This is a genomic window from Serratia sp. JSRIV001 (assembly GCF_019968745.1).
Lineage (GTDB): Bacteria > Pseudomonadota > Gammaproteobacteria > Enterobacterales > Enterobacteriaceae > Chania > Chania fonticola_B.
Genome location: NZ_CP074147.1, coordinates 1 through 22138 on the forward strand (window position 1 = coordinate 1; position 22138 = coordinate 22138).

General features: G+C 56.2%; 18 protein-coding genes. 10 read left to right on the plus strand and 8 right to left on the minus strand.

Going from position 1 to position 22138, the window contains the following annotated elements; translation table 11 throughout:
- The 7 genes from dnaA (at position 1) to KGP17_RS00035 (ending at position 9409) form a co-directional block, all read left to right on the plus strand.
- Positions 1–1395, plus strand: coding sequence for a chromosomal replication initiator protein DnaA (dnaA, locus tag KGP17_RS00005; protein ID WP_021181394.1), 1395 nt, complete (start codon positions 1–3; stop codon positions 1393–1395).
- A gap of 5 nt (positions 1396–1400) precedes the next feature.
- Positions 1401–2501, plus strand: a complete 1101-nt coding sequence (dnaN, locus tag KGP17_RS00010; RefSeq protein WP_021181393.1) for a DNA polymerase III subunit beta — start codon at positions 1401–1403, stop codon at positions 2499–2501.
- Positions 2502–2533: 32 nt separating this feature from the next.
- Positions 2534–3619: a DNA replication/repair protein RecF gene (recF, locus tag KGP17_RS00015; protein ID WP_021181392.1), complete on the plus strand. Its 1086-nt coding sequence runs from the start codon at positions 2534–2536 to the stop codon at positions 3617–3619.
- Positions 3620–3637: 18 nt separating this feature from the next.
- A complete protein-coding gene (gene gyrB / locus KGP17_RS00020; protein ID WP_059199267.1) occupies positions 3638–6052 on the plus strand; it encodes a DNA topoisomerase (ATP-hydrolyzing) subunit B in 2415 nt (804 codons plus the stop codon).
- Between the two features lie 125 nt (positions 6053–6177).
- Positions 6178–6993 carry a sugar-phosphatase gene (yidA, locus tag KGP17_RS00025; protein ID WP_179248626.1) on the plus strand — a complete coding sequence of 272 codons (816 nt, stop codon included), beginning with the start codon at positions 6178–6180 and terminating at the stop codon, positions 6991–6993.
- A 319-nt stretch (positions 6994–7312) separates the two neighbouring features.
- Positions 7313–8053 (plus strand): phosphatase PAP2 family protein, encoded by a 741-nt coding sequence (locus KGP17_RS00030; RefSeq protein WP_223498649.1) that lies wholly within the window; start codon positions 7313–7315, stop codon positions 8051–8053.
- A 75-nt stretch (positions 8054–8128) separates the two neighbouring features.
- Complete coding sequence (locus tag KGP17_RS00035; protein WP_223498650.1) at positions 8129–9409, plus strand: DUF3748 domain-containing protein; 1281 nt, start codon at positions 8129–8131, stop codon at positions 9407–9409.
- Here KGP17_RS00035 and KGP17_RS00040 read toward each other — a convergent pair whose 3' ends face one another.
- On the minus strand, positions 9410–9769 hold the full coding sequence (locus KGP17_RS00040; RefSeq protein WP_021181375.1) for a YceK/YidQ family lipoprotein: 360 nt from the start codon (positions 9767–9769) through the stop codon (positions 9410–9412).
- Between the two features lie 304 nt (positions 9770–10073).
- On the opposite strand from KGP17_RS00040, the gene ibpA reads away from it, so the two are divergent.
- The 3 genes from ibpA (at position 10074) to KGP17_RS00055 (ending at position 12812) form a co-directional block, all read left to right on the plus strand.
- On the plus strand, positions 10074–10487 hold the full coding sequence (ibpA, locus tag KGP17_RS00045) for a small heat shock chaperone IbpA (RefSeq protein ID WP_021181374.1): 414 nt from the start codon (positions 10074–10076) through the stop codon (positions 10485–10487).
- A gap of 70 nt (positions 10488–10557) precedes the next feature.
- Positions 10558–10986, plus strand: coding sequence for a small heat shock chaperone IbpB (gene ibpB / locus KGP17_RS00050; protein ID WP_021181373.1), 429 nt, complete (start codon positions 10558–10560; stop codon positions 10984–10986).
- A gap of 167 nt (positions 10987–11153) precedes the next feature.
- A complete protein-coding gene (locus KGP17_RS00055; RefSeq protein WP_071682676.1) occupies positions 11154–12812 on the plus strand; it encodes a putative transporter in 1659 nt (552 codons plus the stop codon).
- Between the two features lie 60 nt (positions 12813–12872).
- Here KGP17_RS00055 and KGP17_RS00060 read toward each other — a convergent pair whose 3' ends face one another.
- The 7 genes from KGP17_RS00060 to KGP17_RS00090 form a co-directional block, all read right to left on the minus strand.
- On the minus strand, positions 12873–14123 hold the full coding sequence (locus KGP17_RS00060) for a valine--pyruvate transaminase (RefSeq protein WP_059199262.1): 1251 nt from the start codon (positions 14121–14123) through the stop codon (positions 12873–12875).
- Positions 14124–14257: 134 nt separating this feature from the next.
- Positions 14258–16324: an alpha-amylase gene (locus KGP17_RS00065; protein ID WP_223498651.1), complete on the minus strand. Its 2067-nt coding sequence runs from the start codon at positions 16322–16324 to the stop codon at positions 14258–14260.
- Between the two features lie 186 nt (positions 16325–16510).
- Entirely contained in the window at positions 16511–17485 is a 975-nt protein-coding gene (ghrB, locus tag KGP17_RS00070; RefSeq protein ID WP_223498652.1) for a glyoxylate/hydroxypyruvate reductase GhrB, read from the minus strand.
- 81 nt (positions 17486–17566) lie between these two features.
- Entirely contained in the window at positions 17567–18835 is a 1269-nt protein-coding gene (locus KGP17_RS00075) for an MFS transporter (RefSeq protein ID WP_024483300.1), read from the minus strand.
- Positions 18836–18957: 122 nt separating this feature from the next.
- Positions 18958–19905 carry a sugar kinase gene (locus KGP17_RS00080; RefSeq protein ID WP_172413971.1) on the minus strand — a complete coding sequence of 316 codons (948 nt, stop codon included), beginning with the start codon at positions 19903–19905 and terminating at the stop codon, positions 18958–18960.
- Positions 19902–20660, minus strand: a complete 759-nt coding sequence (locus KGP17_RS00085) for a sugar phosphate isomerase/epimerase (protein WP_179248621.1) — start codon at positions 20658–20660, stop codon at positions 19902–19904. Before KGP17_RS00085 ends, KGP17_RS00080 begins: the two co-directional genes overlap by 4 nt.
- Before the next feature lie 423 nt (positions 20661–21083).
- A complete protein-coding gene (locus KGP17_RS00090; protein ID WP_223498653.1) occupies positions 21084–22118 on the minus strand; it encodes a LacI family DNA-binding transcriptional regulator in 1035 nt (344 codons plus the stop codon).
- Positions 22119–22138: the final 20 nt, after the last annotated feature.

Genomic DNA, 22138 nt, shown 5'->3' on the forward strand with positions numbered 1-22138 from the left:
GTGTCACTTTCGCTTTGGCAGCAGTGTCTTGCCCGATTGCAGGATGAGTTACCTGCCACAGAATTTAGTATGTGGATACGCCCATTGCAGGCGGAACTGAGTGACAATACCCTGGCGCTGTATGCGCCCAATCGCTTTGTGCTGGATTGGGTTCGCGATAAGTACTTAAACAATATCAATGGCCTGTTGAATGATTTCTGCGGTACGGATGCGCCGCTGTTGCGTTTCGAGGTGGGCAGCAAGCCACTGACACAAACCCTCAGCCAGCCCGTAATGGCCAGCGTCAACAGCGCTCCGGTAGCCCCGGTGGTGCGCACGGCTGCACCGTCCCGCCCAAGCTGGGACAACGCGGCACCGCCGCCTGAGCTGTCCTATCGTTCCAACGTCAACCCCAAGCACACCTTCGATAACTTCGTTGAGGGTAAGTCTAACCAGCTGGCTCGTGCTGCGGCGCGGCAGGTGGCAGACAATCCGGGGGGCGCTTATAACCCCCTGTTCCTGTATGGCGGTACCGGCCTGGGTAAAACGCACCTGTTGCATGCGGTAGGCAACGGCATCATGGCGCGTAAGGCCAATGCCAAAGTGGTCTATATGCACTCGGAACGCTTTGTGCAGGATATGGTCAAGGCGTTGCAAAATAACGCCATTGAAGAATTCAAACGCTACTACCGCTCGGTGGATGCGTTGCTGATCGATGATATTCAATTCTTTGCCAACAAAGAGCGTTCACAGGAAGAGTTCTTCCACACCTTTAACGCCCTGTTGGAAGGTAATCAACAGATCATCCTGACCTCGGATCGCTATCCAAAAGAGATCAATGGGGTGGAAGATCGTTTGAAATCCCGCTTCGGCTGGGGCCTGACGGTGGCGATCGAGCCGCCGGAGCTGGAAACCCGCGTGGCGATCCTGATGAAAAAGGCCGACGAGAACGATATCCGTCTGCCGGGCGAAGTGGCGTTCTTTATCGCCAAACGTCTGCGTTCCAACGTGCGTGAGCTCGAAGGGGCGCTGAACCGGGTGATCGCCAACGCCAACTTTACTGGCCGCGCCATCACCATCGATTTCGTGCGTGAAGCGCTGCGGGATCTGCTGGCGTTGCAGGAAAAGCTGGTCACCATCGACAATATCCAGAAGACGGTGGCCGAGTACTACAAAATCAAAATCGCGGACCTGCTGTCTAAACGGCGTTCGCGCTCGGTTGCCCGCCCGCGCCAGATGGCGATGGCATTGGCAAAAGAGCTCACCAACCACAGCCTGCCAGAAATCGGCGATGCGTTTGGTGGCCGCGACCATACTACGGTGTTGCACGCCTGCCGGAAGATCGAGCAGCTGCGTGAGGAAAGTCACGACATCAAAGAAGATTTCTCCAATTTAATCAGAACATTGTCGTCATAGCCCATATGAAATTTATCGTTGAACGTGAGCATCTGCTAAAACCGCTGCAACAGGTGAGCAGCCCACTGGGTGGCCGCCCGACGCTGCCAATTCTGGGTAACCTGCTGCTGCAGGTGACGGAAGGTTCCCTGTTACTGACAGGGACCGATCTGGAGATGGAGATGGTGGCCCGCGTTGCCCTGTCTCAGCCCCATGAAGCGGGCGCGACGACCGTCCCCGCGCGTAAATTCTTTGATATCTGCCGTGGCCTGCCGGAAGGGGCGGAGATTACGGTGATCCTCGAAGGCGACCGTATGCTGGTGCGTTCTGGCCGCAGCCGTTTCTCGCTGTCGACGCTGCCGGCGATAGACTTCCCGAATCTGGATGATTGGCAGAGCGAGGTGGAGTTCACCTTGCCGCAGGCGACGCTAAAGCGCCTGATTGAAGCCACCCAATTTTCGATGGCTCATCAGGATGTGCGCTATTACCTGAACGGTATGCTGTTTGAAACCGAAGGGGAAGAACTGCGCACCGTCGCCACCGATGGCCACCGCCTGGCGGTGTGTTCAATGCCGATTGGCCAACAGTTGCCTACCCATTCGGTGATCGTGCCGCGTAAAGGGGTGATGGAGCTGGTCCGCTTGCTTGACGGTGGCGATACGCCGCTACGGGTGCAGATTGGTAGCAACAACATTCGCGCCCACGTCGGTGACTTTATCTTCACTTCCAAGCTGGTTGATGGCCGTTTCCCTGATTATCGCCGCGTATTGCCGAAGAACCCGGACAAAACGCTGGAAGCGGGCTGTGATCTGCTCAAGCAGGCGTTTGCTCGTGCGGCCATTCTGTCGAACGAAAAGTTCCGTGGTGTGCGCCTGTACGTCAGCCAGAACCAGCTCAAGATCACCGCCAACAACCCGGAACAGGAAGAGGCGGAAGAGATCCTCGATGTCAGCTATGATGGCACCGAGATGGAAATTGGTTTCAACGTCAGCTATGTGCTGGACGTGCTGAACGCGCTCAAGTGTGAAGATGTGCGCCTGCTGCTGACCGATTCCGTCTCCAGCGTGCAGATCGAGGACGGTGCCAGCAAGTCCGCCGCCTACGTGGTTATGCCAATGCGGTTGTAATTTTATAAATACCGTTTCGGTAAAGAGATGGCATGGCATTAACGCGTTTACTGATTAAAGATTTCCGCAATATCGAAGCTGCCGATCTGGCGCCTGCACCGGGGTTTAACTTCCTGGTGGGGGCCAACGGCAGCGGCAAGACCAGCGTGCTGGAGGCGGTTTATACCCTTGGTCATGGGCGCGCGTTTCGCAGCCTGCAGGCCGGGCGAGTGATCCGCCACGATCAGCCGGAGTTTGTGTTGCATGGCCGGATCGAAGGCAGCGGGCGCGAATTATCGGTAGGACTGAGTAAAAGCCGTCAGGGTGACAGCAAAGTGCGCATCGATGGCAGCGATGGCCATAAGGTGGCAGAGCTGGCACAGCTATTGCCCATGCAGTTGATCACCCCCGAAGGTTTTACCCTGCTTAATGGCGGGCCGAAGTATCGGCGTGCCTTCCTGGACTGGGGTTGTTTTCATAATGAACCCGGTTTTTTCACCGCCTGGAGCAACCTGAAAAGGTTACTGAAGCAGCGCAATGCCGCGCTGCGCCAGGTCAATCGCTATGCGCAGATCCGCGCCTGGGATCAAGAACTGATCCCGTTGGCCGAGCGTATCAGCGAGTGGCGGGCAGCTTACAGCGATGCAATTGCCGCGGATATCACCGCGACCTGCGCGCAGTTTTTGCCCGAATTTGCCCTGAGTTTCTCTTTCCAGCGCGGCTGGGACAAAGAGAGTGACTACGGAGAGCTGCTGGAGCGCCAGTTTGAGCGCGACAGGGCGTTAACCTATACCGCGGTGGGGCCGCATAAAGCGGACTTCCGCATTCGTGCCGAAGGTACGCCGGTAGAGGATTTGTTATCGCGCGGTCAGCTTAAACTGCTGATGTGCGCATTGCGCTTGGCGCAGGGTGAGTTTCTCACCCGCCAGAGCGGGCGGCGTTGCCTGTATCTGATTGATGATTTTGCCTCCGAGCTGGACACCGGCCGTCGCCGGTTGCTGGCCGATCGCCTGAAAGCCACCCAGGCACAGGTTTTTGTCAGTGCGGTAAGCGCTGAACAAGTAACCGACATGATGGGTGAAAAGGGCAAGATGTTCCGCGTGGAACAAGGTAAAATAGAGGTTCAACCACAGGACTAAAATGAGCGAGAAACGTTGATGTCGAATTCTTATGACTCCTCAAGTATCAAGGTATTAAAAGGGCTGGATGCGGTACGTAAGCGTCCGGGCATGTATATCGGTGATACTGATGACGGCACCGGTCTGCACCACATGGTATTCGAGGTCGTGGACAACGCTATCGACGAAGCACTCGCTGGCCACTGTAGCGACATTCAGGTGACGATCCACGCCGACAACTCCGTCTCGGTGCAGGATGATGGCCGTGGTATCCCAACCGGTATCCACGAAGAGGAAGGGGTGTCTGCGGCACAGGTCATCATGACCGTACTGCACGCCGGCGGTAAGTTTGACGACAACTCCTATAAGGTTTCCGGCGGTCTGCACGGCGTGGGCGTTTCTGTTGTTAACGCCCTGTCAGAAAAGCTGGAACTGGTGATCCGCCGCGAAGGCAAGGTCCATGAGCAAACTTACAAGCATGGCGAACCACAGGCCCCGCTGAAAGTCGTCGGTGAAACCGACCAGACAGGTACTACCCTGCGCTTCTGGCCGAGCTTCCAGACCTTTACCAATAACATCGAGTTTGAGTACGACATCCTGGCCAAGCGCCTGCGTGAACTGTCGTTCCTCAACTCGGGCGTCTCTATTCGCCTGAAAGACAAGCGCAACGACAGAGAAGACCACTTCCATTACGAAGGGGGTATCCGTGCGTTTGTGGAATACCTGAACAAGAACAAGACACCGATCCACCCAACGGTGTTCTACTTCTCAACCGTGAAAGACGATATCGGTGTGGAAGTGGCGCTGCAGTGGAACGATGGTTTCCAGGAAAACATCTACTGCTTCACCAACAACATCCCGCAGCGTGATGGGGGGACTCACCTGGCCGGCTTCCGTGCCGCGATGACCCGTACCCTGAACACCTACATGGATAAAGAAGGCTACAGCAAAAAGTCCAAAATAAGCGCCACCGGTGACGATGCGCGTGAAGGCCTGATTGCCGTGGTTTCGGTGAAAGTGCCCGATCCTAAATTCTCTTCCCAGACCAAAGACAAGCTGGTGTCTTCGGAAGTGAAAACGGCGGTCGAATCGCTGATGAACGAGAAGCTGGTGGATTACCTGATGGAAAACCCAGCGGATGCCAAGATCGTGGTCGGTAAAATCATCGATGCGGCCCGTGCTCGTGAAGCGGCGCGTAAAGCGCGTGAAATGACCCGCCGTAAAGGCGCGCTGGATTTGGCTGGCTTGCCAGGCAAATTGGCGGACTGTCAGGAACGTGACCCGGCGTTGTCCGAACTCTACCTGGTGGAAGGGGACTCCGCGGGCGGCTCAGCCAAGCAGGGCCGTAACCGTAAGAACCAGGCAATCTTGCCGCTGAAAGGGAAAATCCTCAACGTTGAGAAAGCCCGCTTCGACAAGATGCTGTCCTCACAGGAAGTTGCCACGCTGATCACCGCGCTGGGCTGCGGCATTGGCCGTGACGAATACAACCCGGACAAACTGCGTTATCACAGCATCATTATCATGACCGATGCCGACGTCGACGGCTCGCACATCCGTACGCTGCTGTTGACCTTCTTCTATCGTCAGATGCCGGAAATCATCGAGCGTGGCCATGTGTATATTGCCCAGCCGCCGTTGTACAAGGTGAAAAAAGGCAAGCAGGAGCAGTACATCAAAGACGACGAAGCGATGGATCAGTATCAGATCTCCATCGCCCTCGACGGCGCGACCCTGCACACCAACGGTTCTGCACCAGCCTTGGCGGGTGAGCCGTTAGAGAAGCTGGTGGCTGAACATTACGCCGTGCAGAAGCAGATTGGCCGGATGGAACGCCGTTACCCGCGTGCGTTACTGAACAACCTGATCTACCAGCCAACCTTGAACGAAGACGATCTGAGCGACCGTGCCAAGGTGGAAAGCTGGATCGAATCGCTGGTGAAATTGCTCAACGATAACGAGCAGCACGGTAGCAGCTACAGTTCTGTGCTGGTTGAAAACCGTGAACGCCAGATGTTCGAACCGGTGCTGCGTATCCGTACCCATGGTGTTGATACAGACTACCCGCTGGACTTTGAATTTATCCGCGGTGGTGAATACCGCAGGATCTGTGCGTTGGGCGAAAAACTGCGCGGCCTGCTGGAAGAAGATGCCTATATCGAACGTGGCGAACGTCGCCAGCCGGTAGACAGCTTCGAACAGGCGTTGGAGTGGCTGGTGAAAGAGTCGCGCCGTGGCCTGTCGGTCCAGCGCTATAAAGGGCTGGGCGAAATGAACCCGGACCAGCTGTGGGAAACCACCATGGATCCCGATCAGCGGCGTATGCTGCGCGTAGCGGTGAAAGACGCTATTGCGGCCGATCAGCTGTTCACCACCCTGATGGGCGATGCGGTTGAACCACGCCGTGCTTTTATCGAAGAAAACGCCCTGAAAGCGGCGAATATCGATATCTAACGCCTTATTTGGCTATTAACAATCCGCGCCGGTTCGCCCGCGCGGATTTTTTTATGCCGTTTTTAGCACTAACAAGGCAAGCTGAAACGCGTTAGCATGAGAAAAAACCACTGGGAGACGCTCGAATGGCTATTGAACTGATTGCAATTGATATGGACGGCACGCTGCTCAATCCGCAGCACCAGATTACGCCCGCGGTAAAGCAGGCTCTGACCGCCGCGCGCGCTAAAGGCGTGCATGTGGTACTGGCTACCGGGCGGCCATATGTCGGCGTGCAGGACTATCTGCGTCAGTTGGATATTCAGGGGGAGGGCGATTTCTGCATCACTTATAACGGTGCTCTGGTGCTGAAGGCGACGGACGGGGCCTGCGTGCTGCAAGAAACGCTCGGCTTTGACGATTACCTCTATTTTGAGCAGTTGGCACGGGAGTTTGGCGTACATTTCCACGCCTTTGATTTCGATACCCTCTACACGCCAAATAAAGACATTGGCAAATATACCGTCCATGAATCGCAAATGACCGGTATCCCGCTGAAATACCGCAGCGTGGAAGAGATGGATCGCACCATGCGCTTCCCGAAGGTGATGATGATTGATGAGCCAGAGTTGCTGGATAGCGCGATAGCCCGCTTGCCCGCAGAGGCCTGGGATCGCTACACCATTATGAAAAGCGCCCCTTACTTCCTGGAGATCCTGCACAAGAATGTTGATAAGGGCGCGGGCGTCAGAATGCTGGCCGAGCATTTGGGCGTCAAGCAGGAAAACGTGATGGCGTTAGGCGATCAGGCTAATGATATTGCGATGATCGAGTATGCCGGGCTGGGCGTGGCGATGGGCAATGCTATTGCAGAATTAAAGGAAATTGCCCAGCACGTGACCGGCACCAATACCGAAGACGGCGTCGCACTGGCCATTGAGAAGTTTGTGCTGAACGTTTAATGTCTGCCAGCCCCCTTCCCTGGGGGCTTAAGATGCTTCCACGTAAATCAGGTATGGCTGATGGCCTGCTGGTGTTATTTCTTTACTGAAATAATTAAGTCGCTCCTAAAAGAATATTTGTAGTGATTTCATGTTTTATTAATATAAATGTTCGCGTTAATTAATTGCATTAATTTAAATGGTATAAATAAAAATTATTTTTGCGATCTGTATTTTTTATTGTATTTTAAATGACGAAATAGCTATTTATCACATCATCTTTCATTTTAGCTTACTCACTATATTGCAAAACAACTAATAAAGTTCGTTAGGAGATAATATGAAAAAAATTATAATATCATCATTGGCTTATATTGCCTTGGCGCAAATATCCTTTGCCGCCAGAGACGTGACGACGGCACCGGATTTCTACTATCTTAAGGAAGCGCAGTCTATTGATAGCCTCTCCTTATTGCCCCCGCCACCGGCCGTTGACAGCATCGACTTCCTCAATGACAAAGCTCAGTATGACGCCGGTAAGTTGCTGAGGAATACGCCAAGAGGCAAGCAAGCTTATAACGATGCGCAGATTTACGGCGATGGCATACCACTGGCATTTTTCAACGCCTTCGGCATGGAAATAACACGCAAGAAAACGCCAGAGTTATATCGCCTGGTAACCAAAATGCGTGAGGATACCGGTGATTTGGCGACCCGCAGCGCCAAGGAGCATTATATGCGGACCCGGCCTTTTGCTTTTTATCATCAGGCGACCTGCCGCCCGGAAGAAGAAAGTGTGCTATCAACCAACGGTTCCTACCCTTCTGGCCATACGAGTATCGGTTGGGCTACTGCACTCGTGCTGGCGGAGATCAATCCTGCTCGCCAAGGGGAGATCCTCAAACGGGGTTATGAGATGGGGCAAAGCCGCGTGATTTGCGGCTATCATTGGCAGAGTGACGTTACCGCCGGGCGCCTGGTTGGGGCGGCTATCGTGGCACGTTTACACGCCGAGCCAACGTTTGTTGACCAGTTACAAAAAGCCAAGGCTGAATACCTGCGATTAGCAAAAGCGCCTTAAACCTGGGTGGTGTGAAACAGCCAGGCCGATCGGGTACTATGGCGGTTCTATGCCAGCCGGTATACAGGAGCCGCCATGAGCCATCAGGAACGACAGCTGACTTTTGATCCGCGAGGTCATCAACTCACCAACATTAATGTCTGGACGCCGTGCGGCCAATGGCTGGCATATGATGTACGGCCAAGCGGTGCATCCTTTACCGGGCTGAGTATTGAACGGGTGAACGTTGCCAGCGGTCAGGTGGAGGTGGTTTATCGGGCGCAGCATGGAGCCCATGTCGGCGTGGTGACGGTGAGCCCGGATGCGCCAGCGCGCTACGCGTTTATCCATGGGCCGGAACACCCAGACAGCTTCTGGCATTATGACTTCCACCATCGCCGTGGCGTGATCGTCAGCGAGCCGGATCGTGAATTGGCGATCACCCTGGACGCATTGGACATTACCGCCCCCTATACCCCAGGTGCGCTGCGTGGCGGCACCCACGTGCATGTCTTCAGCCCAGAGGGTAGCCGTCTGAGCTTCACCTATAACGACCATGTGATGCATGAACTCGATCCCGCACTGGATTTGCGTAACGTTGGCGTAGCGGTGCCGTTGCAAGGGGTAAATCCCCCCAAGCAGCACCCACGTGAATACGACGGAAGCCATTATTGCGTACTGGTCAGCGCAACCACGCCAACCCCGCAACCGGGCAGCGATCAAATCAATCGGGCTTATGAAGAAGGTTGGATTGGCCTGCAAGGTTATAGCAAACCCGATGGCAGCCGCCAGCGTTGGGCGTTGGCGTTTATCGGCGATACCCTCTCGCCGCAGGGGGAAAAGTTGCCGGAAGTGTTTGTGGTGGATTTACCTGAAAACGATGCCGACTATGCCAAAGCCGGGGAGGCTCCCTTGCAGGGAACGGCAACGACCTTACCTGCGCCACCGTTAGGCGTTCGACAACGGCGGTTAACCTATACCGGCCAACGCAACTATCCTGGGGTTGCCACCACGCCACGTCATTGGTTGCGGAGTTCGCCAGACGGCAGGGCCATCGCCTTCCTGATGCAAGACGATCGGGGCATAGTGCAACTGTGGACTGTTTCCCCCAATGGCGGGGAGGCGAATCAGGTGACACAATCGGATCACAGCATCCAGTCGGCCTTCAGTTGGCATCCGCAGGGGGGCAAGATTGCGCTGGTGTGTGATAACAGCGTGATGCTGTGCGATATCGCCAACGGCAATATGCAGCGCCTGACCAAACGGACTACGCAACCACCACTGGGGGACGCCGTGGTGTTCTCACCAGATGGCAAACAGGTGGCCTTTATGCGTGAAGTCGCCGGATTTAACCAGATTTTTGTGGTGGCGGTTTAACTACAACCCGGCCGGTGCTGGCGAGGTTGCCATGCCCTGGCCTGGATTGCCGCTGACAGCCAGATTTCGTTCTTCATCATGCTGGATACGGGCTTTGGGTGAGGCTGCCGCTTTATCGCTGCCAGAACGCAGGTAGTCGTAAGGCAGCAAAATGGTGTCCATCGCCGCCGACAGGGGCAGGTCGATCGCCAGCAGGGGCATCATGGCCCAACTGGTATCTTCGCTCTTCATCATATCGACATTGGCGCGCGTACCGGAGTAATAACCCTGGTCGGCCCCGGTGTGGCTGGCTACGCTGGAGCAACCGTTAGTGGTCAGCAGCAGGCAACCGGTCGCTATCATTTTTTTTATTGGTTTCATTCGTCCATCCTGAGGGGAGACATCCCCTGAAATTTGCTGATTTATAACATCCAGCCAAAGCATTGAAAGATGCAACATTCCGCACTGTGGCGGCTATCTCACTTTGAGTGTATGTGATAAACAAATTTTCGCCGTTTCCATTGGCAATTATTTAATCATCACCAGTTGAAATGTGGAAAGCAAACCCCATCTTCTTTACAAGGCCAAATTAAGAATTTGCCGTAAGGGAATTCAAGCCTTATAGCCTGTCCATGATGGAAGGCTTCATTATCAACCTCGCTGAAGTGCCTTAGGAGGCTGTTTTATGCGCAACTTTGATCTTTCCCCGCTGTACCGTTCCGCGATCGGTTTTGATCGTCTGTTCAACGCCCTTGAGGCTGGCCAAAGCCAGGGTAACGGTGGCTATCCGCCGTATAACGTTGAGCTGGTTGATGAAAATCATTACCGCATTGCCATCGCGGTGGCCGGGTTTGCCGAGCAGGAACTGGAGATCACCACGCAAGACAATCTGTTGATTGTGCGCGGGGCTCACACCAACGAACCTGCTGAGAGAACCTATTTATATCAAGGCATTGCCGAGCGTAACTTTGAACGCAAATTCCAGCTTGCCGAGCATATTCAAATTAGAGGCGCCAAACTGGAAAACGGCCTGCTGTATATCGATCTGGAACGTATCGTGCCGGAAACGTTAAAGCCGCGTCGGATCGAAATTAAGTAATTGTTGTTGTATCACCGTGCCTGCCGTTAGGGGGCAAACTTTAAACCTCGCTTCTTGGAAGGAGAGTATTATGCGTAACTACGATTTATCCCCACTTCTGCGTCAATGGATCGGTTTTGACAAGCTGGCCAGCTCAATGGGAGGCCAGGAGCCACAAGGGTTCCCGCCCTATAACATTGAGAAAAGCGACGATAACCACTATCGCATTTCCCTGGCGTTAGCCGGGTTCAAACAAAGCGAACTGGATATTGAAGTGGAAGGCCCGCGCCTGACCGTGCGTGGCAACCCCACACCGCCGGAAAAACAGGTGGAGTATCTGCATCAGGGGCTGGTGTGCAAAGAGTTCAGCCTGACCTTTACCCTGGCAGAGCACCTGCAGGTGTCCGAAGCCAAATTTGAAAACGGCCTGCTGCACATCGATCTGGTACGCCACGTGCCGGAAGCCTTGCAGCCACAACGCATCAGCATCGGTAGCACTCCGGAGCTGGAAGCCAAATAACCGGCTGAAAAAACACAAAAACTTGCGGGGGAGGTCCATTCGGGCCTCCCCCGTCGCATTCTGTGGCATACCCCACATTACCCCCCTACGCCTTATGTCAGAATCCCTATTAATTGCAGGCATTTAATCGCATACCGATTGTTAAACTTATGGTAAGGATGTGACGTATGAGTGATATCGCCCTGACCGTCAGCATGTTGGCGTTGGTGGCTATTCTCGGGTTATGGATTGGCAACTGGAAAGTGTATGGCGTGGGTTTAGGGATAGGCGGCGTCTTGTTCGGCGGCATCATCGTCGGACACTTTGCACAGACTTACCAGATCACTCTCAACGGCGACATGCTGCACTTTATTCAGGAGTTCGGTCTGATCCTGTTTGTTTACACCATCGGTATTCAGGTTGGCCCTGGTTTCTTCTCGTCCCTGCGCGTTTCCGGCCTCAAGCTCAATGGCTTCGCCATTCTGTTGGTGCTGGTGGGCGGCGTGGTGGCGGCGATTGTCCATAAGCTGTTTGCCGTGCCGTTGCCGATCATTCTCGGCGTGTTCTCCGGCGCGGTTACCAACACCCCGGCGCTCGGTGCCGGGCAGCAGATACTCACCGATCTGGGTTCCGATCCGGCGCTGGTTAACCGCATGGGGATGGGCTATGCGATGGCCTATCCGTTCGGTATCTGCGGCATTCTGCTGGTGATGTGGCTGATCCGGCTGTTTTTCCGCATCAATATCGATAAGGAAGCGCAGGAATTTGAAGACAGTCTGGGGAGCAATCGCGAACTGTTGCAGACCATGAACGTGGCGGTGCGTAACCCCAATCTACAAGGCATGGCCATCAAGAACGTACCGTTGCTCAACAGTGATGAGATCATTTGTTCGCGCCTCAAGCGCGGCGATTTACTGATGGTGCCCGCCCCGCATGAGACGCTGGAACTGGGGGATTTCCTGCACCTGGTCGGCAAGCGCGAAAAGCTGGAAAATGCCCGGCTGGTGATTGGCGAGGAAGTCGACGTATCGCTCTCCACCCGGGGGACTTCACTGCAAGTGGTTCGTGCGGTAGTGACCAACGAAAAGGTGCTGGGTAAAAAAATCCGCGATCTGGAGCTGAAGCAAAAATATGAGGTGGTGGTCTCTCGCCTCAACCGTGCCGGGGTCGAGCTGGTGGCGGGCAGCAATGTTACGCTGCAGTTCGGGGATATCCTCAACCTGGTGGGGCGGCCAGAATCCATTGAGGCGGTGGCCGCGATTGTCGGCAACGCCCAGCAGAAGCTGCAACAGGTGCAGATGCTGCCGGTATTTATCGGCATTGGCCTTGGGGTGCTGTTGGGTTCTATCCCGCTGTTTATTCCCGGCTTCCCGGCAGCATTGCGGTTGGGGTTAGCCGGTGGTCCGCTGGTGGTGGCGCTGATCCTGGGGCGTATTGGTAGCATCGGTAAGCTGTACTGGTTTATGCCGCCCAGTGCCAACCTGGCGCTGCGTGAACTGGGTATCGTGCTGTTCCTGGCTGTGGTTGGCCTGAAGTCGGGTGGCAACTTTGTCGATACCCTGCTGCATGGCGATGGGCTGGCGTGGGTCGGTTACGGGGCACTCATCACCTTCATACCACTGATCAGCGTAGGTATTCTGGCTCGGGTAGTGGGTAAGATGAACTACCTGACGCTCTCCGGTATGCTGGCTGGCTCAATGACCGATCCACCGGCGCTTGCCTTTGCCAATGGCCTGCACCCTACCAGCGGCGCTGCAGCGCTCTCTTATGCCACGGTCTACCCGTTGGCAATGTTCCTGCGCATCATGTCACCGCAGCTGCTGGCGGTGCTGTTCTGGGCGATGTAGCCTGCAAAAAGGGGCTCCACTTGCGGAGCCCCAAGATACTGCTGACAAAATCTCAACCGGCTACGCTTCCTGGTGGGCGCGCTCAACCTCTTCGGCCAGGATCATCACGCCACGCTCAATATCTTCCGGATTAGGCACATAGTTCATGCGCATACATTGATGCGTATGCGGCCATTCATGCTCCAATCCCGGGAAGAAGTAGTGGCCAGGCACCATCAATACGCCACGCTTTTTCAGCCGTTGATACAGCAGCTCGGTGGTGATGGGCAGATCCTTGAACCACAGCCAGAGGAAGATAGCCCCTTCCGGTTTATGGATCAGGCAGCGCTCCGGCGACAGGTAACGGCGAATAATGCCGATGGTCTGCTCGACCCGCTGCTTGTAGAACGGGCGGATCACCTCGTTGGATAAACGCAGCAGATCGCCGCGCTCAATCATCTCCGTGGCCAGCGCCGGGCCAATGCTGCCTGGGGACAGGCTGATAATGCCGTTCATATTGGTCAGCGCGGTAATGACCTTCTCGTCGGCAATCACGATGCCACAGCGTGAGCCAGGCAGACCCAACTTGGACAAGCTCATGCACAGGATGATGTTCGGGTTCCACAGCGGCGTGGCTTCGCTGAAGATAATGCCGGGGAACGGCACGCCGTAAGCGTTATCGATCACCAGTGGGATATCACGCTGTTGCGCCAAGAGATCGAGCTTCATCAGCTCTTCGTCGGTGATCACGTTACCGGTCGGGTTGGTGGGGCGCGATACGCAGATCATGCCGATGTCGTCACCGATGTTCAGATGCTCAAAATCGACGTGATACTTGAACTGGCCGTCTGGCAGCAGCTCGATATTGGGTTTGGCAGAGACAAACAGCCCTTCATCCAGTCCGGAATCGGCATAGCCAATATATTCTGGCGCCAGCGGGAACAGCACGCGGCGGCGAGTGCCGTCGGCGTAACGGCCAGCGAACAGGTTAAACAAGTAGAAAAACGCGCTCTGGCTGCCATTTGTCAGTGCAATATTCTGTGGCTCGATCTGCCAGCCAAGCTCTTCCTGCAGCATAGTGGCCAGCGCTTTCAGCAGGGCGTCTTTGCCTTGCGGGCCGTCGTAGTTGCACAGTGCCTCGGTCAGCTTGCCCTGATCGAGCATCTCCTGGCACAGCTGTTTGAAGTAGCTGGCCATCTCTGGGATCTGCGCCGGGTTACCGCCGCCAAGCATGATGGCACCTGGCGTGCGCAGGCCTTCGTTCAGATCGTCCATCAAGCGGGTGATGCCCGCGTAACGGGTAAATTTGTCGCCGAAAAGTGAAAAATTCATAGCTGCTGCAATATGGTTGTAAGCGGGTAGACGCCCACCATACCGCCAGATAAAAGCGGGTGCAATGCGGCTGATATCTTACCCGCCGGGCATAGATGTCGCTCGGCGGGCTTTTTACAGCATAACGCGCTGAATTATTGTGACCGATCGCCAGCCCACACCACCATCACCTTATCACCCCCATGTTGGCGACTAAAGGCATAGTAATGAGGCGTTTGCTGGGATTGCTGCGTACCGGCACCGACTGCCGGGTGGCGCTCGCGGAACTGGCCTAGTCGCTGCCAATGTGCCAACAACGGCGCTTTGGCTCCTTGCAGTTCACCCCAGTTCATATCCGAGCGCGTGCCTTGTAAAGGATCGGAACCGGTAGGGCCAAACGGCCGGCCACTCTCATCACCGTAATAAATCTGTACCGCGCCCGGAGCCAATAACAGCAGGTCTGCTGCTCGTTGCTGCAAAGGCAACGAACCTTTGGCATCGCTGGCGAAGAACAGGCGAGTGTCGTGCGAGGAAATATAGCTCAGCACGTTGAAGCCCAGCAGCTTGTCCGCCATTTGCTGATAGGTGGCATCGATATTGGAGAAGCAGCCCAGCGCCTGCGAGGCCTGATCCTGAAAATCGAAGTTGATCATCGCATCGAAGCCGTGCTGGTAATAGTCGCTTTTCATCACCCCGTGGCCCCAGGCTTCACCGGTCATCCAGAACGGCGCGTTATCCAGTGCCTGCTTGGGATTAGCCGCTTTCCACTCTGCCAGCGCCTCGGTGGCACGCTGCTTTAGCAGGTCCAGCGTGGGTTTATCGACGTGCTTGGCGGTATCAACGCGGAAACCGTCAATGCCGTAGTCGCGCACCCATTGGCTGAGCCAGGCCGTCAGATAATCGCGGGTGGTGGCCCCTGGGATTTCGCGCGCGGCGGTATCAGATTTATGGCGGAAGAACAGCGGTAGGCCGCTGGCTCCTGGCGCTTCAGTTTTGATGTCCGGAAGGAAAGCCAGTGACATGGTCAGGTCGTCGAAGCCCGGTGAGTCGTAATCGCCGATATCGGTGCGGATCCAGTTTTTCCCCCACCATTGGCTCCAGCCTGCTTTATCGCTGAAGTTAATGTAGTCGTTAAAGCTGTGCCAGCTCTGGCCAGGCCCCGGTTGCCAATCGCCCCAGTTTTTGCCGAGGATTTTTGCGGCTTCGTCACTCTTCAGGTACAGCGAGCCGAACTGAAACTGCTTCATATCGGCCAGCGTGGCATAGCCGACGTGATTCACCACCACGTCAAACAGGATGCGGATCCCACGTTGATGTGCTTGCTCCACCAGATTACGCAGATCCTGCTCGTTGCCCATATTGGCATCGAGCTTGGTCCAGTCCTGGTGGTAGTAACCGTGGTAGGCATAATGCGGGAAATCCCCTTTGGTTCCGCCGCCGACCCAGCCGTGGATCTGTTCCAACGGGGAACTGATCCACAGGGCGTTGACCCCCAGCTGTTGCAGATAATCCAGTTTTTTCGTCAACCCGGCGAGGTCGCCGCCGTGGAAGGTGCCGATCTCTTGCATGCCGTCGCCGTGGCGGCCATAGCTGTGATCGTTGGCTGGGTTGCCGTTTTCAAAGCGATCGGTCAGCACGAAATAGACCGTGGCGTTGTGCCAGTTGAAAGCCGCCTGTGGCGGCGTATTGGCTGACTCTAGCAATAGCAGACCCCCGCTGTTGGCTGCCGGTTGCAGGGTGATCTGGCCCTGAACCACCGTGGCGGTCTGGCCGGAGTAAAAATCGCGCACCGTTTCGCCTTCGGCAAAGGTGTCCTTCACCGCGATCGTGATCGGCTGGCCATCCCAGCGTTGGCAGGTGCGAGCTACGGCGGCGACGGTTTTTTCCGGTTCGGCCTTCAGGCTGAGCTGCAAGGTAGGAGTACCGCTGCGGGTGTCTATACGTACCTGATAATCACCATCGCGAAATAGCCGCCAGTTGACCGGCTCGCTATCGCTACAGGGTTGCAGCGACAACGTCTGGTTCAGCTTAACCACGTCGCTGGGCTGCCAGCACTGTTGGTTCTGATACAGCCGCAACGGCAGTTGGCCTTTGGCCAGGGTTGCCTGGCTGGTAAATAAACCACTGGTGGATTCGCTGAAGGCGGGGAAGCCTTGCAGCGTCCAGTTGGCCAATGCTGCGGGTGAAAGCAGCATCAGCAGGGGAAGGGTCAGGCGTTTCATGGCTCTCCTTACTCGTGGCAGGAAGCGTTTTTATCGTAGGGTAACCTAGTGTGCTGGATGGAGAAAAAATCGCCTCATCCCTGGGTAAGAATTTGGGGGCGGAGGGGGAAGGGGGAGACTGCTGCTCACTCCACAGGTTCAAAATGTAGCTACATAGCGAGCCGGAGCAGTCTCATTCAGTCAAACTTATTTCTTCAGCAACTGCGGGTTAACGCAGTTTTCTGTGACCGTACCGGTCAAGGCGGCAATCAGGTTATCCACGGCGCACTCGGCCATGCCGTAGCGAGTCTCATGGGTAGCGGAACCGATATGCGGCAAAGCGACCACGTTGGCCATTTTCAGCAGCGGCGAATCGACCGCGACCGGCTCTTGCTCGAACACATCCAATCCAGCGGCATGAATGGTACCGTCTTGTAAGGCTTCAATCAGCGCTTGCTCATCTACCACCGGGCCACGCCCCGCGTTAATCAAAATTCCGCTCTGCTTCATCTTCGCCAGCTGTTCGCGGCCAATCAGATGGAAGGTTTGCTCAGTGAGCGGCAGCGTAATGCACAGGAAGTCCGACTCGGCCAGCAGCGTATCGAGATCGCAACGGCGGGCATTGAAGCGTTGCTCTGCTTCTTCATGTGTACGGCGTGCGTTGTACAGCACCGGCATGCCAAAGCCAAAATGCGCGCGCTGCGCCAGCGCCAGGCCGATGCGGCCCATACCGAGGATGCCGATGGTTTTATGATGCACGTCAACGCCGTACCAGTCAGGCCCGATGCTGCTCTGCCATTCCCCTGCCTTGACCCGCTCAGCCACCTCGACCACCCGGCGTGCGGTGGCCAACACCAGGCTCATGATGGTATCGGCCACGGTTTCGGTCAGGATGGTTGGGGTATGCATCAACAGCACCCGGTGGGCGTTGAGCGCTGCAACGTCAAAGTTGTCATAACCGACGGAGACGGTGGACGCCGCACGCAGTTTGGGGGCGCGTTGCAAAAAGGCTTCGTCAATCTTGCCGCCGGAACCGAGGATGCCTTCGGCCTGTTGTAGCGCCTGATCGAAGGCGGCGTTGTCCAGTTGCAGACCGTCAAAGGCATGAACGGTAAAGTGCTGGTCCAGCTTGGCATGCAGGTCGGCAGGAATACGTTTGTACAACACGATTGCAGGCTTCATCAAATAACTCCATCTGGCGAACGAGATGTTCAACATAACATATTGCAGGAGAGTGAAGGGCTGAGCCCCTCACTCGCAAGATCAGGCCACCTGGGGCTGAGCTTCATTACGTGCTGGCTTGACGATCAGCGTCAGCCCCACTGAGGCCAGCAGCGCGATAGCCATAAACATATAGGAGGCCGCCGGGCTGCCGGTTGCCCCGTTGAGGTAACCGACAAACCAGGAGCCGAAGAAGGAGCCCAACGCACCCATGCTGTTAATCAGCGCCATGGCACCCCCGGCGACGTTTCTTGGCAGCATCTCCGGAATGATGGCGAAAAACGGACCGTAAGGCGCATACATGGCCGCACCGGCGACCACCAGCAGACCATAGGAGATCCAGAAATGGTTCGGGCCAATGGCGTAGGAAGCGAAGAAGGCCAGCGCGCCAATCAACAACAGCGGCCAGACAAACAGCTTACGGTTCTGCATCTTGTCCGATGCCCAGGAAACCACGATCATCGCAATGGTGGCGGCCAGATAAGGTACCGACGACAACCAGCCCGCTTCAACCATCCCCATCTGCATACCGCTGCGCAGGATCGAAGGCAGCCACAGCACAAAGCCATACACGCCGATGCTCCAGGCAAAATATTGCATGCACAGCAGGATCACGTTGCGCGAGCGGAAGGCTTCGCCGTAGTTGCGTACCGCCTTGATACCTTTCTGCTCCTCGGCCAGTTGCTGTTGCAACGCCAGCTTTTCCTGATCGCTCAGCCAGCCGACCTGTGACGGTTTGTCTTTGACCAGCACCCACCAACAGAATGCCCAGATCACCGCAGGAACCCCTTCGATGATAAACATTTCACGCCAGCCAAAGGCGTGGATCAGGTAGCCGGAAACCACCGACATCCACAACACCGTGACTGGATTGCCGAGGATCAGGAAGGTGTTGGCGCGAGAGCGTTCAGACTTGGTAAACCAGTTGCTGATGTAAATCAGCATTGCGGGCATCACCGCCGCCTCCACCACGCCGAGGATAAAGCGGATCGCTGCCAGCATCGGGATATTGCTGACCATGCCGGTCAGCGAGGCGCAGCCGCCCCACAGGATCAAACACCAGAAAATCAGCTTCTTGACGCTACGGCGTTCGGCGTAGATGGCGCCGGGGATTTGGAAGAAGAAATAGCCGAGGAAAAACAGGGCACCCAGCAGGGATGACATCCCTTTGGTGATGCCAAGATCGTCATTAATCCCGGCGGCAGAGGCAAAGCTAAAGTTGGCGCGGTCCAGATAGGCCAGGCTGTAGGTGATAAACACGATGGGCATGATGTACCACCAGCGTTTGGCCGCAATAGTTGCTTTAGTCATGTGCAGAACCCTTCAGTGGAGTCTTCTCACCAGCGGTGGCTTGCAGCCATCCGCTGGGGCTTGTGCTCTCCCGGCGTGCCTCGGTTGTAGGGACAGAGGTGGGCGCTCATTGGAGCAAATGATTATTCCGCCAGTGCGGCACGGGTTGGCAGCCCTTCGCTGTCGCCGATGGCCTGGATGGCCAGCGAACCGATCTTGTTGCCGCGTTGTACCGCCTGGATCAGCGTTTTGCCTTCCAGCAGGGCGCTCAGCGTCCCAACCGCGAAGCCGTCTCCGGCACCGACGGTATCAACCACGTTGGTGACTTTGACCGCGGGTACCGCAGCCTGGTCGCCGGCGGCGGTTTTAAACCAGGCACCCTCTGGCCCGGTTTTGATGATCACGGCCTGTACGCCGCGCTCCAGATAGAAATCGGCGATGCCTTCCGCGGTGGATTGTCCGGTCAGGATCTGGCCCTCTTTTAACCCTGGCAGCACCCAGTCGGCCGCGCAGGCCAGCTTGTTGAGCTGTTCGATCATCAGCTCCCGGCTAGACCACAGCACTGGGCGCAGGTTGGGGTCGAAGGAGATGGTTTTGCCCAGGGCGCGCATCTCGGCGGCGGCGAAATGGCACAGCTCCAGCGACTCGGCAGACAGCGCGGCGGCTACTCCGCTCAGGTGCAGATGGCGCGCCCCGGCGAAGTAGTCACGATCGAAGTCGGCGGTGGAAAGATGGCTGGCGGCGGAGCCTTTGCGGAAATACTCTACGCTGGGATCGGTTCCATCGGTATTTTTAGATTTCAGCTGAAAACCGGTTGGGTAGCGGCCATCAACGGTGACCCGCTGGGCATTAACCCCTTCTTTCGCCAGCTGTTGCAGGGTAAAGCGTCCAAACGAGTCATTACCTACCCGGCTGACCCAGCCGACGTTCAGACCCAGGCGGGCCAGTCCGATCGCTACGTTCAGCTCGGCACCGGCGATGCGTTTGGTAAAGCTTTCAACCTCGGCCAGATCGCCAGTTTGCGCTGCGACAAACATCGCCATGGCTTCACCCAGCGTGACGACATCTAAAGAATTTTGCGTGCTCATCATGCCTGCTCCCCACGTAACATATCCACGTAATGGCGGGTTACCGCCTCCAGATCGCTGCCCTGTAGCGGGAACTCGATGCCGCGTGGTACGTCCTGCGGCAAGCGGGCCAGTACTTCACGCCAGCTACCGTCGGTATCATCCAGGGCGATGGCGCGCCAGCCGCGTGGGCCAAGGGTGGCGGCTTTAACATGGATATAGCCGACGTGTGCGGCCAGCAGATTGGCGGCGGCCAGGGCGTCTTGCCCCACCCAATGCCAGTTGGCCATGTCGAACGTCATCCCGACCGGCAACTGGCTCTCTTCCACCGCAAGGAAAAAGGCGTTCATCAACGACAGGATGCCGCAGTCTGGCGTTTGATCGTTCTCGACCACCAGTTGGACTGCGGATTGCCCCAGCGCGATTTTTAACTCGGTAAAGTCAAAGCCTGGCCGGTAGTGGCCTAAAGCGAGTTTGAGCCTACTGGCTTGCAGGATCTTCGCCTCTGCCAAAAAGGCGGGCAGATTCGGGTTCAGGGTGTGCTGTGGGGTAAACAGTGACTCAGGAGCGGAATACACGGCGGCCAATTGGTGTTGCTGCAGGGCTTTTGCCAGAGTGGGTAAAGCGTCCAGTTCCTGCGGGGAAAGCAGTTCACGGCGGATTTCCACGCCGTCTGCGCCTGCCTGAGCGATCAGGGGTAATAACGCCGCCTGCCCCCCTAGCTGCTGTACCTTGTCGTTGCCGTAGGCGCTGGTTACTACAATAATCTGTTGCTTCATCTTTTGGCTCCTGAGGTGACCTATCACCACCGCGACTGTTATTGCCACGGTAAATGGAACCGGTTCCATTGAAAAGCAGCAGCATGCAGAATTATGATCGCAATCACGGAGTTGGTTAAAAAACGGCCCCTCACCCCAACCCTCTCCCACAGGGAGAGGGAGCTGATAGCCCCTGCACTGATGGAAGAGCGAAGATAATCTCGGCAAGGCTTGAGCTTCCAGTTATCCAGGGAGAGTCAACATATGCACATGATGAGTCTCCGTACTTTCAGGGGGCCTCTGTGGGAGCTATCCAGAGTACATAGTTAGCCCGTGCAGTTTTGGAAAGTAAGGAGAAAGAACAAGAAAGGCAAGGTATTACGCAAAGCAATCAACGCACTCGATCGGTCCCCTCTCCCTGTGGGAGAGGGTTAGGGTGAGGGGTCAACGCTGGGTGGAGCCACGAACGATCAGCTCACCGGAGAATAGCTGCTCGCTAACGGGATCATCGAGGCCCTGGATACGTTGCACCAGCAGCTCCAACGCGGCATGCCCTATCTGGTAGGTGGGCTGTTTCAGGGTGGTGATCCCCACCCCGGCCAGCTCGGCCCAATCCAGTTCGTCAAACCCCAGCAGGCCAATGTCGTTGCCCCACTGCATGCCCAGGTGGCGCATAGCGCGCGCAACTTGCAGCGTTAGGGCACCGTTGGCCGAGATCACCGCTTTGCGCATGCCGCGATGGCGGGTGTTGAAGGTCTGTAATACCGTTGCCAGCTTTTCGGCGTCGTTGAGCGGAGTTTCAGCCTGTTCGGCGGATAAATCGGGATGTTTGGCCATGGTCTGGCGAAAGGCGTGCAGACGCTCGAGCCGGGTATTCACGGAGCCAATCGGCTCACTGAGGAACAGGATCGCCTCAAATCCCTGTTGTAACAAATGCTCCGTCGCGGTGGTGGTGGCCTCGTGGTTATTCAGGCCCACTACGTCGCAGGCGAAATCGGGAATTTTACGGTCGATCAGCACCATCGGCAGCATCGATTGTTGCAGCATGGAGAGCGCGTCTTCGCGCATCCCGACGGCGTTCACCACAATCCCTTCCACCCGGTAGCTGCTCAGCAACTGTAGATAGTGCTGCTCCTGATTGATCTCGTTATTGGTGTTACAGACCAGCAGGGTAAAGCCATGTTGACGGCAGGCGGCTTCGATACCGCGCATCACGTCGACGGAATAGGGATTGGTGATATCGGCGATGATCAGGCCGATCAGCCGCGTTTGTCCGCCTTTCAGGCTGCGTGCCATCTGGCTTGGGCGATAGTCGAGCTGCTGGATCGCGATGTCGATACGTTGCTTGAGGGCGTCGGAGAGCAGGTGCTGTTCACCATTGAGATAGCGCGACACGCTGGTTTTGCCGGTTTGGGCGTGTTTTGCCACATCACTGATGGTGGCGCGCCCTGAGGCACGCGTTGCTTTATCACTGCTCACAGCCAATCTCCCCTGCGGTT

Coding starts and splice junctions, on each gene's coding strand:
- dnaN (WP_021181393.1), top strand. CDS start 1,401: ATGAAATTTATCGTTGAACGTGAGCATCTGCTAAAACCGCTGCAACAG.
- KGP17_RS00080 (WP_172413971.1), bottom strand. CDS start 19,905: ATGATGAGCACGCAAAATTCTTTAGATGTCGTCACGCTGGGTGAAGCC.
- KGP17_RS00030 (WP_223498649.1), top strand. CDS start 7,313: ATGAAAAAAATTATAATATCATCATTGGCTTATATTGCCTTGGCGCAA.
- ghrB (WP_223498652.1), bottom strand. CDS start 17,485: ATGAAGCCTGCAATCGTGTTGTACAAACGTATTCCTGCCGACCTGCAT.
- gyrB (WP_059199267.1), top strand. CDS start 3,638: ATGTCGAATTCTTATGACTCCTCAAGTATCAAGGTATTAAAAGGGCTG.
- KGP17_RS00060 (WP_059199262.1), bottom strand. CDS start 14,123: ATGAATTTTTCACTTTTCGGCGACAAATTTACCCGTTACGCGGGCATC.
- KGP17_RS00040 (WP_021181375.1), bottom strand. CDS start 9,769: ATGAAACCAATAAAAAAAATGATAGCGACCGGTTGCCTGCTGCTGACC.
- KGP17_RS00065 (WP_223498651.1), bottom strand. CDS start 16,324: ATGAAACGCCTGACCCTTCCCCTGCTGATGCTGCTTTCACCCGCAGCA.
- KGP17_RS00075 (WP_024483300.1), bottom strand. CDS start 18,835: ATGACTAAAGCAACTATTGCGGCCAAACGCTGGTGGTACATCATGCCC.
- KGP17_RS00055 (WP_071682676.1), top strand. CDS start 11,154: ATGAGTGATATCGCCCTGACCGTCAGCATGTTGGCGTTGGTGGCTATT.
- KGP17_RS00085 (WP_179248621.1), bottom strand. CDS start 20,660: ATGAAGCAACAGATTATTGTAGTAACCAGCGCCTACGGCAACGACAAG.
- ibpA (WP_021181374.1), top strand. CDS start 10,074: ATGCGCAACTTTGATCTTTCCCCGCTGTACCGTTCCGCGATCGGTTTT.
- ibpB (WP_021181373.1), top strand. CDS start 10,558: ATGCGTAACTACGATTTATCCCCACTTCTGCGTCAATGGATCGGTTTT.
- yidA (WP_179248626.1), top strand. CDS start 6,178: ATGGCTATTGAACTGATTGCAATTGATATGGACGGCACGCTGCTCAAT.
- recF (WP_021181392.1), top strand. CDS start 2,534: ATGGCATTAACGCGTTTACTGATTAAAGATTTCCGCAATATCGAAGCT.
- KGP17_RS00035 (WP_223498650.1), top strand. CDS start 8,129: ATGAGCCATCAGGAACGACAGCTGACTTTTGATCCGCGAGGTCATCAA.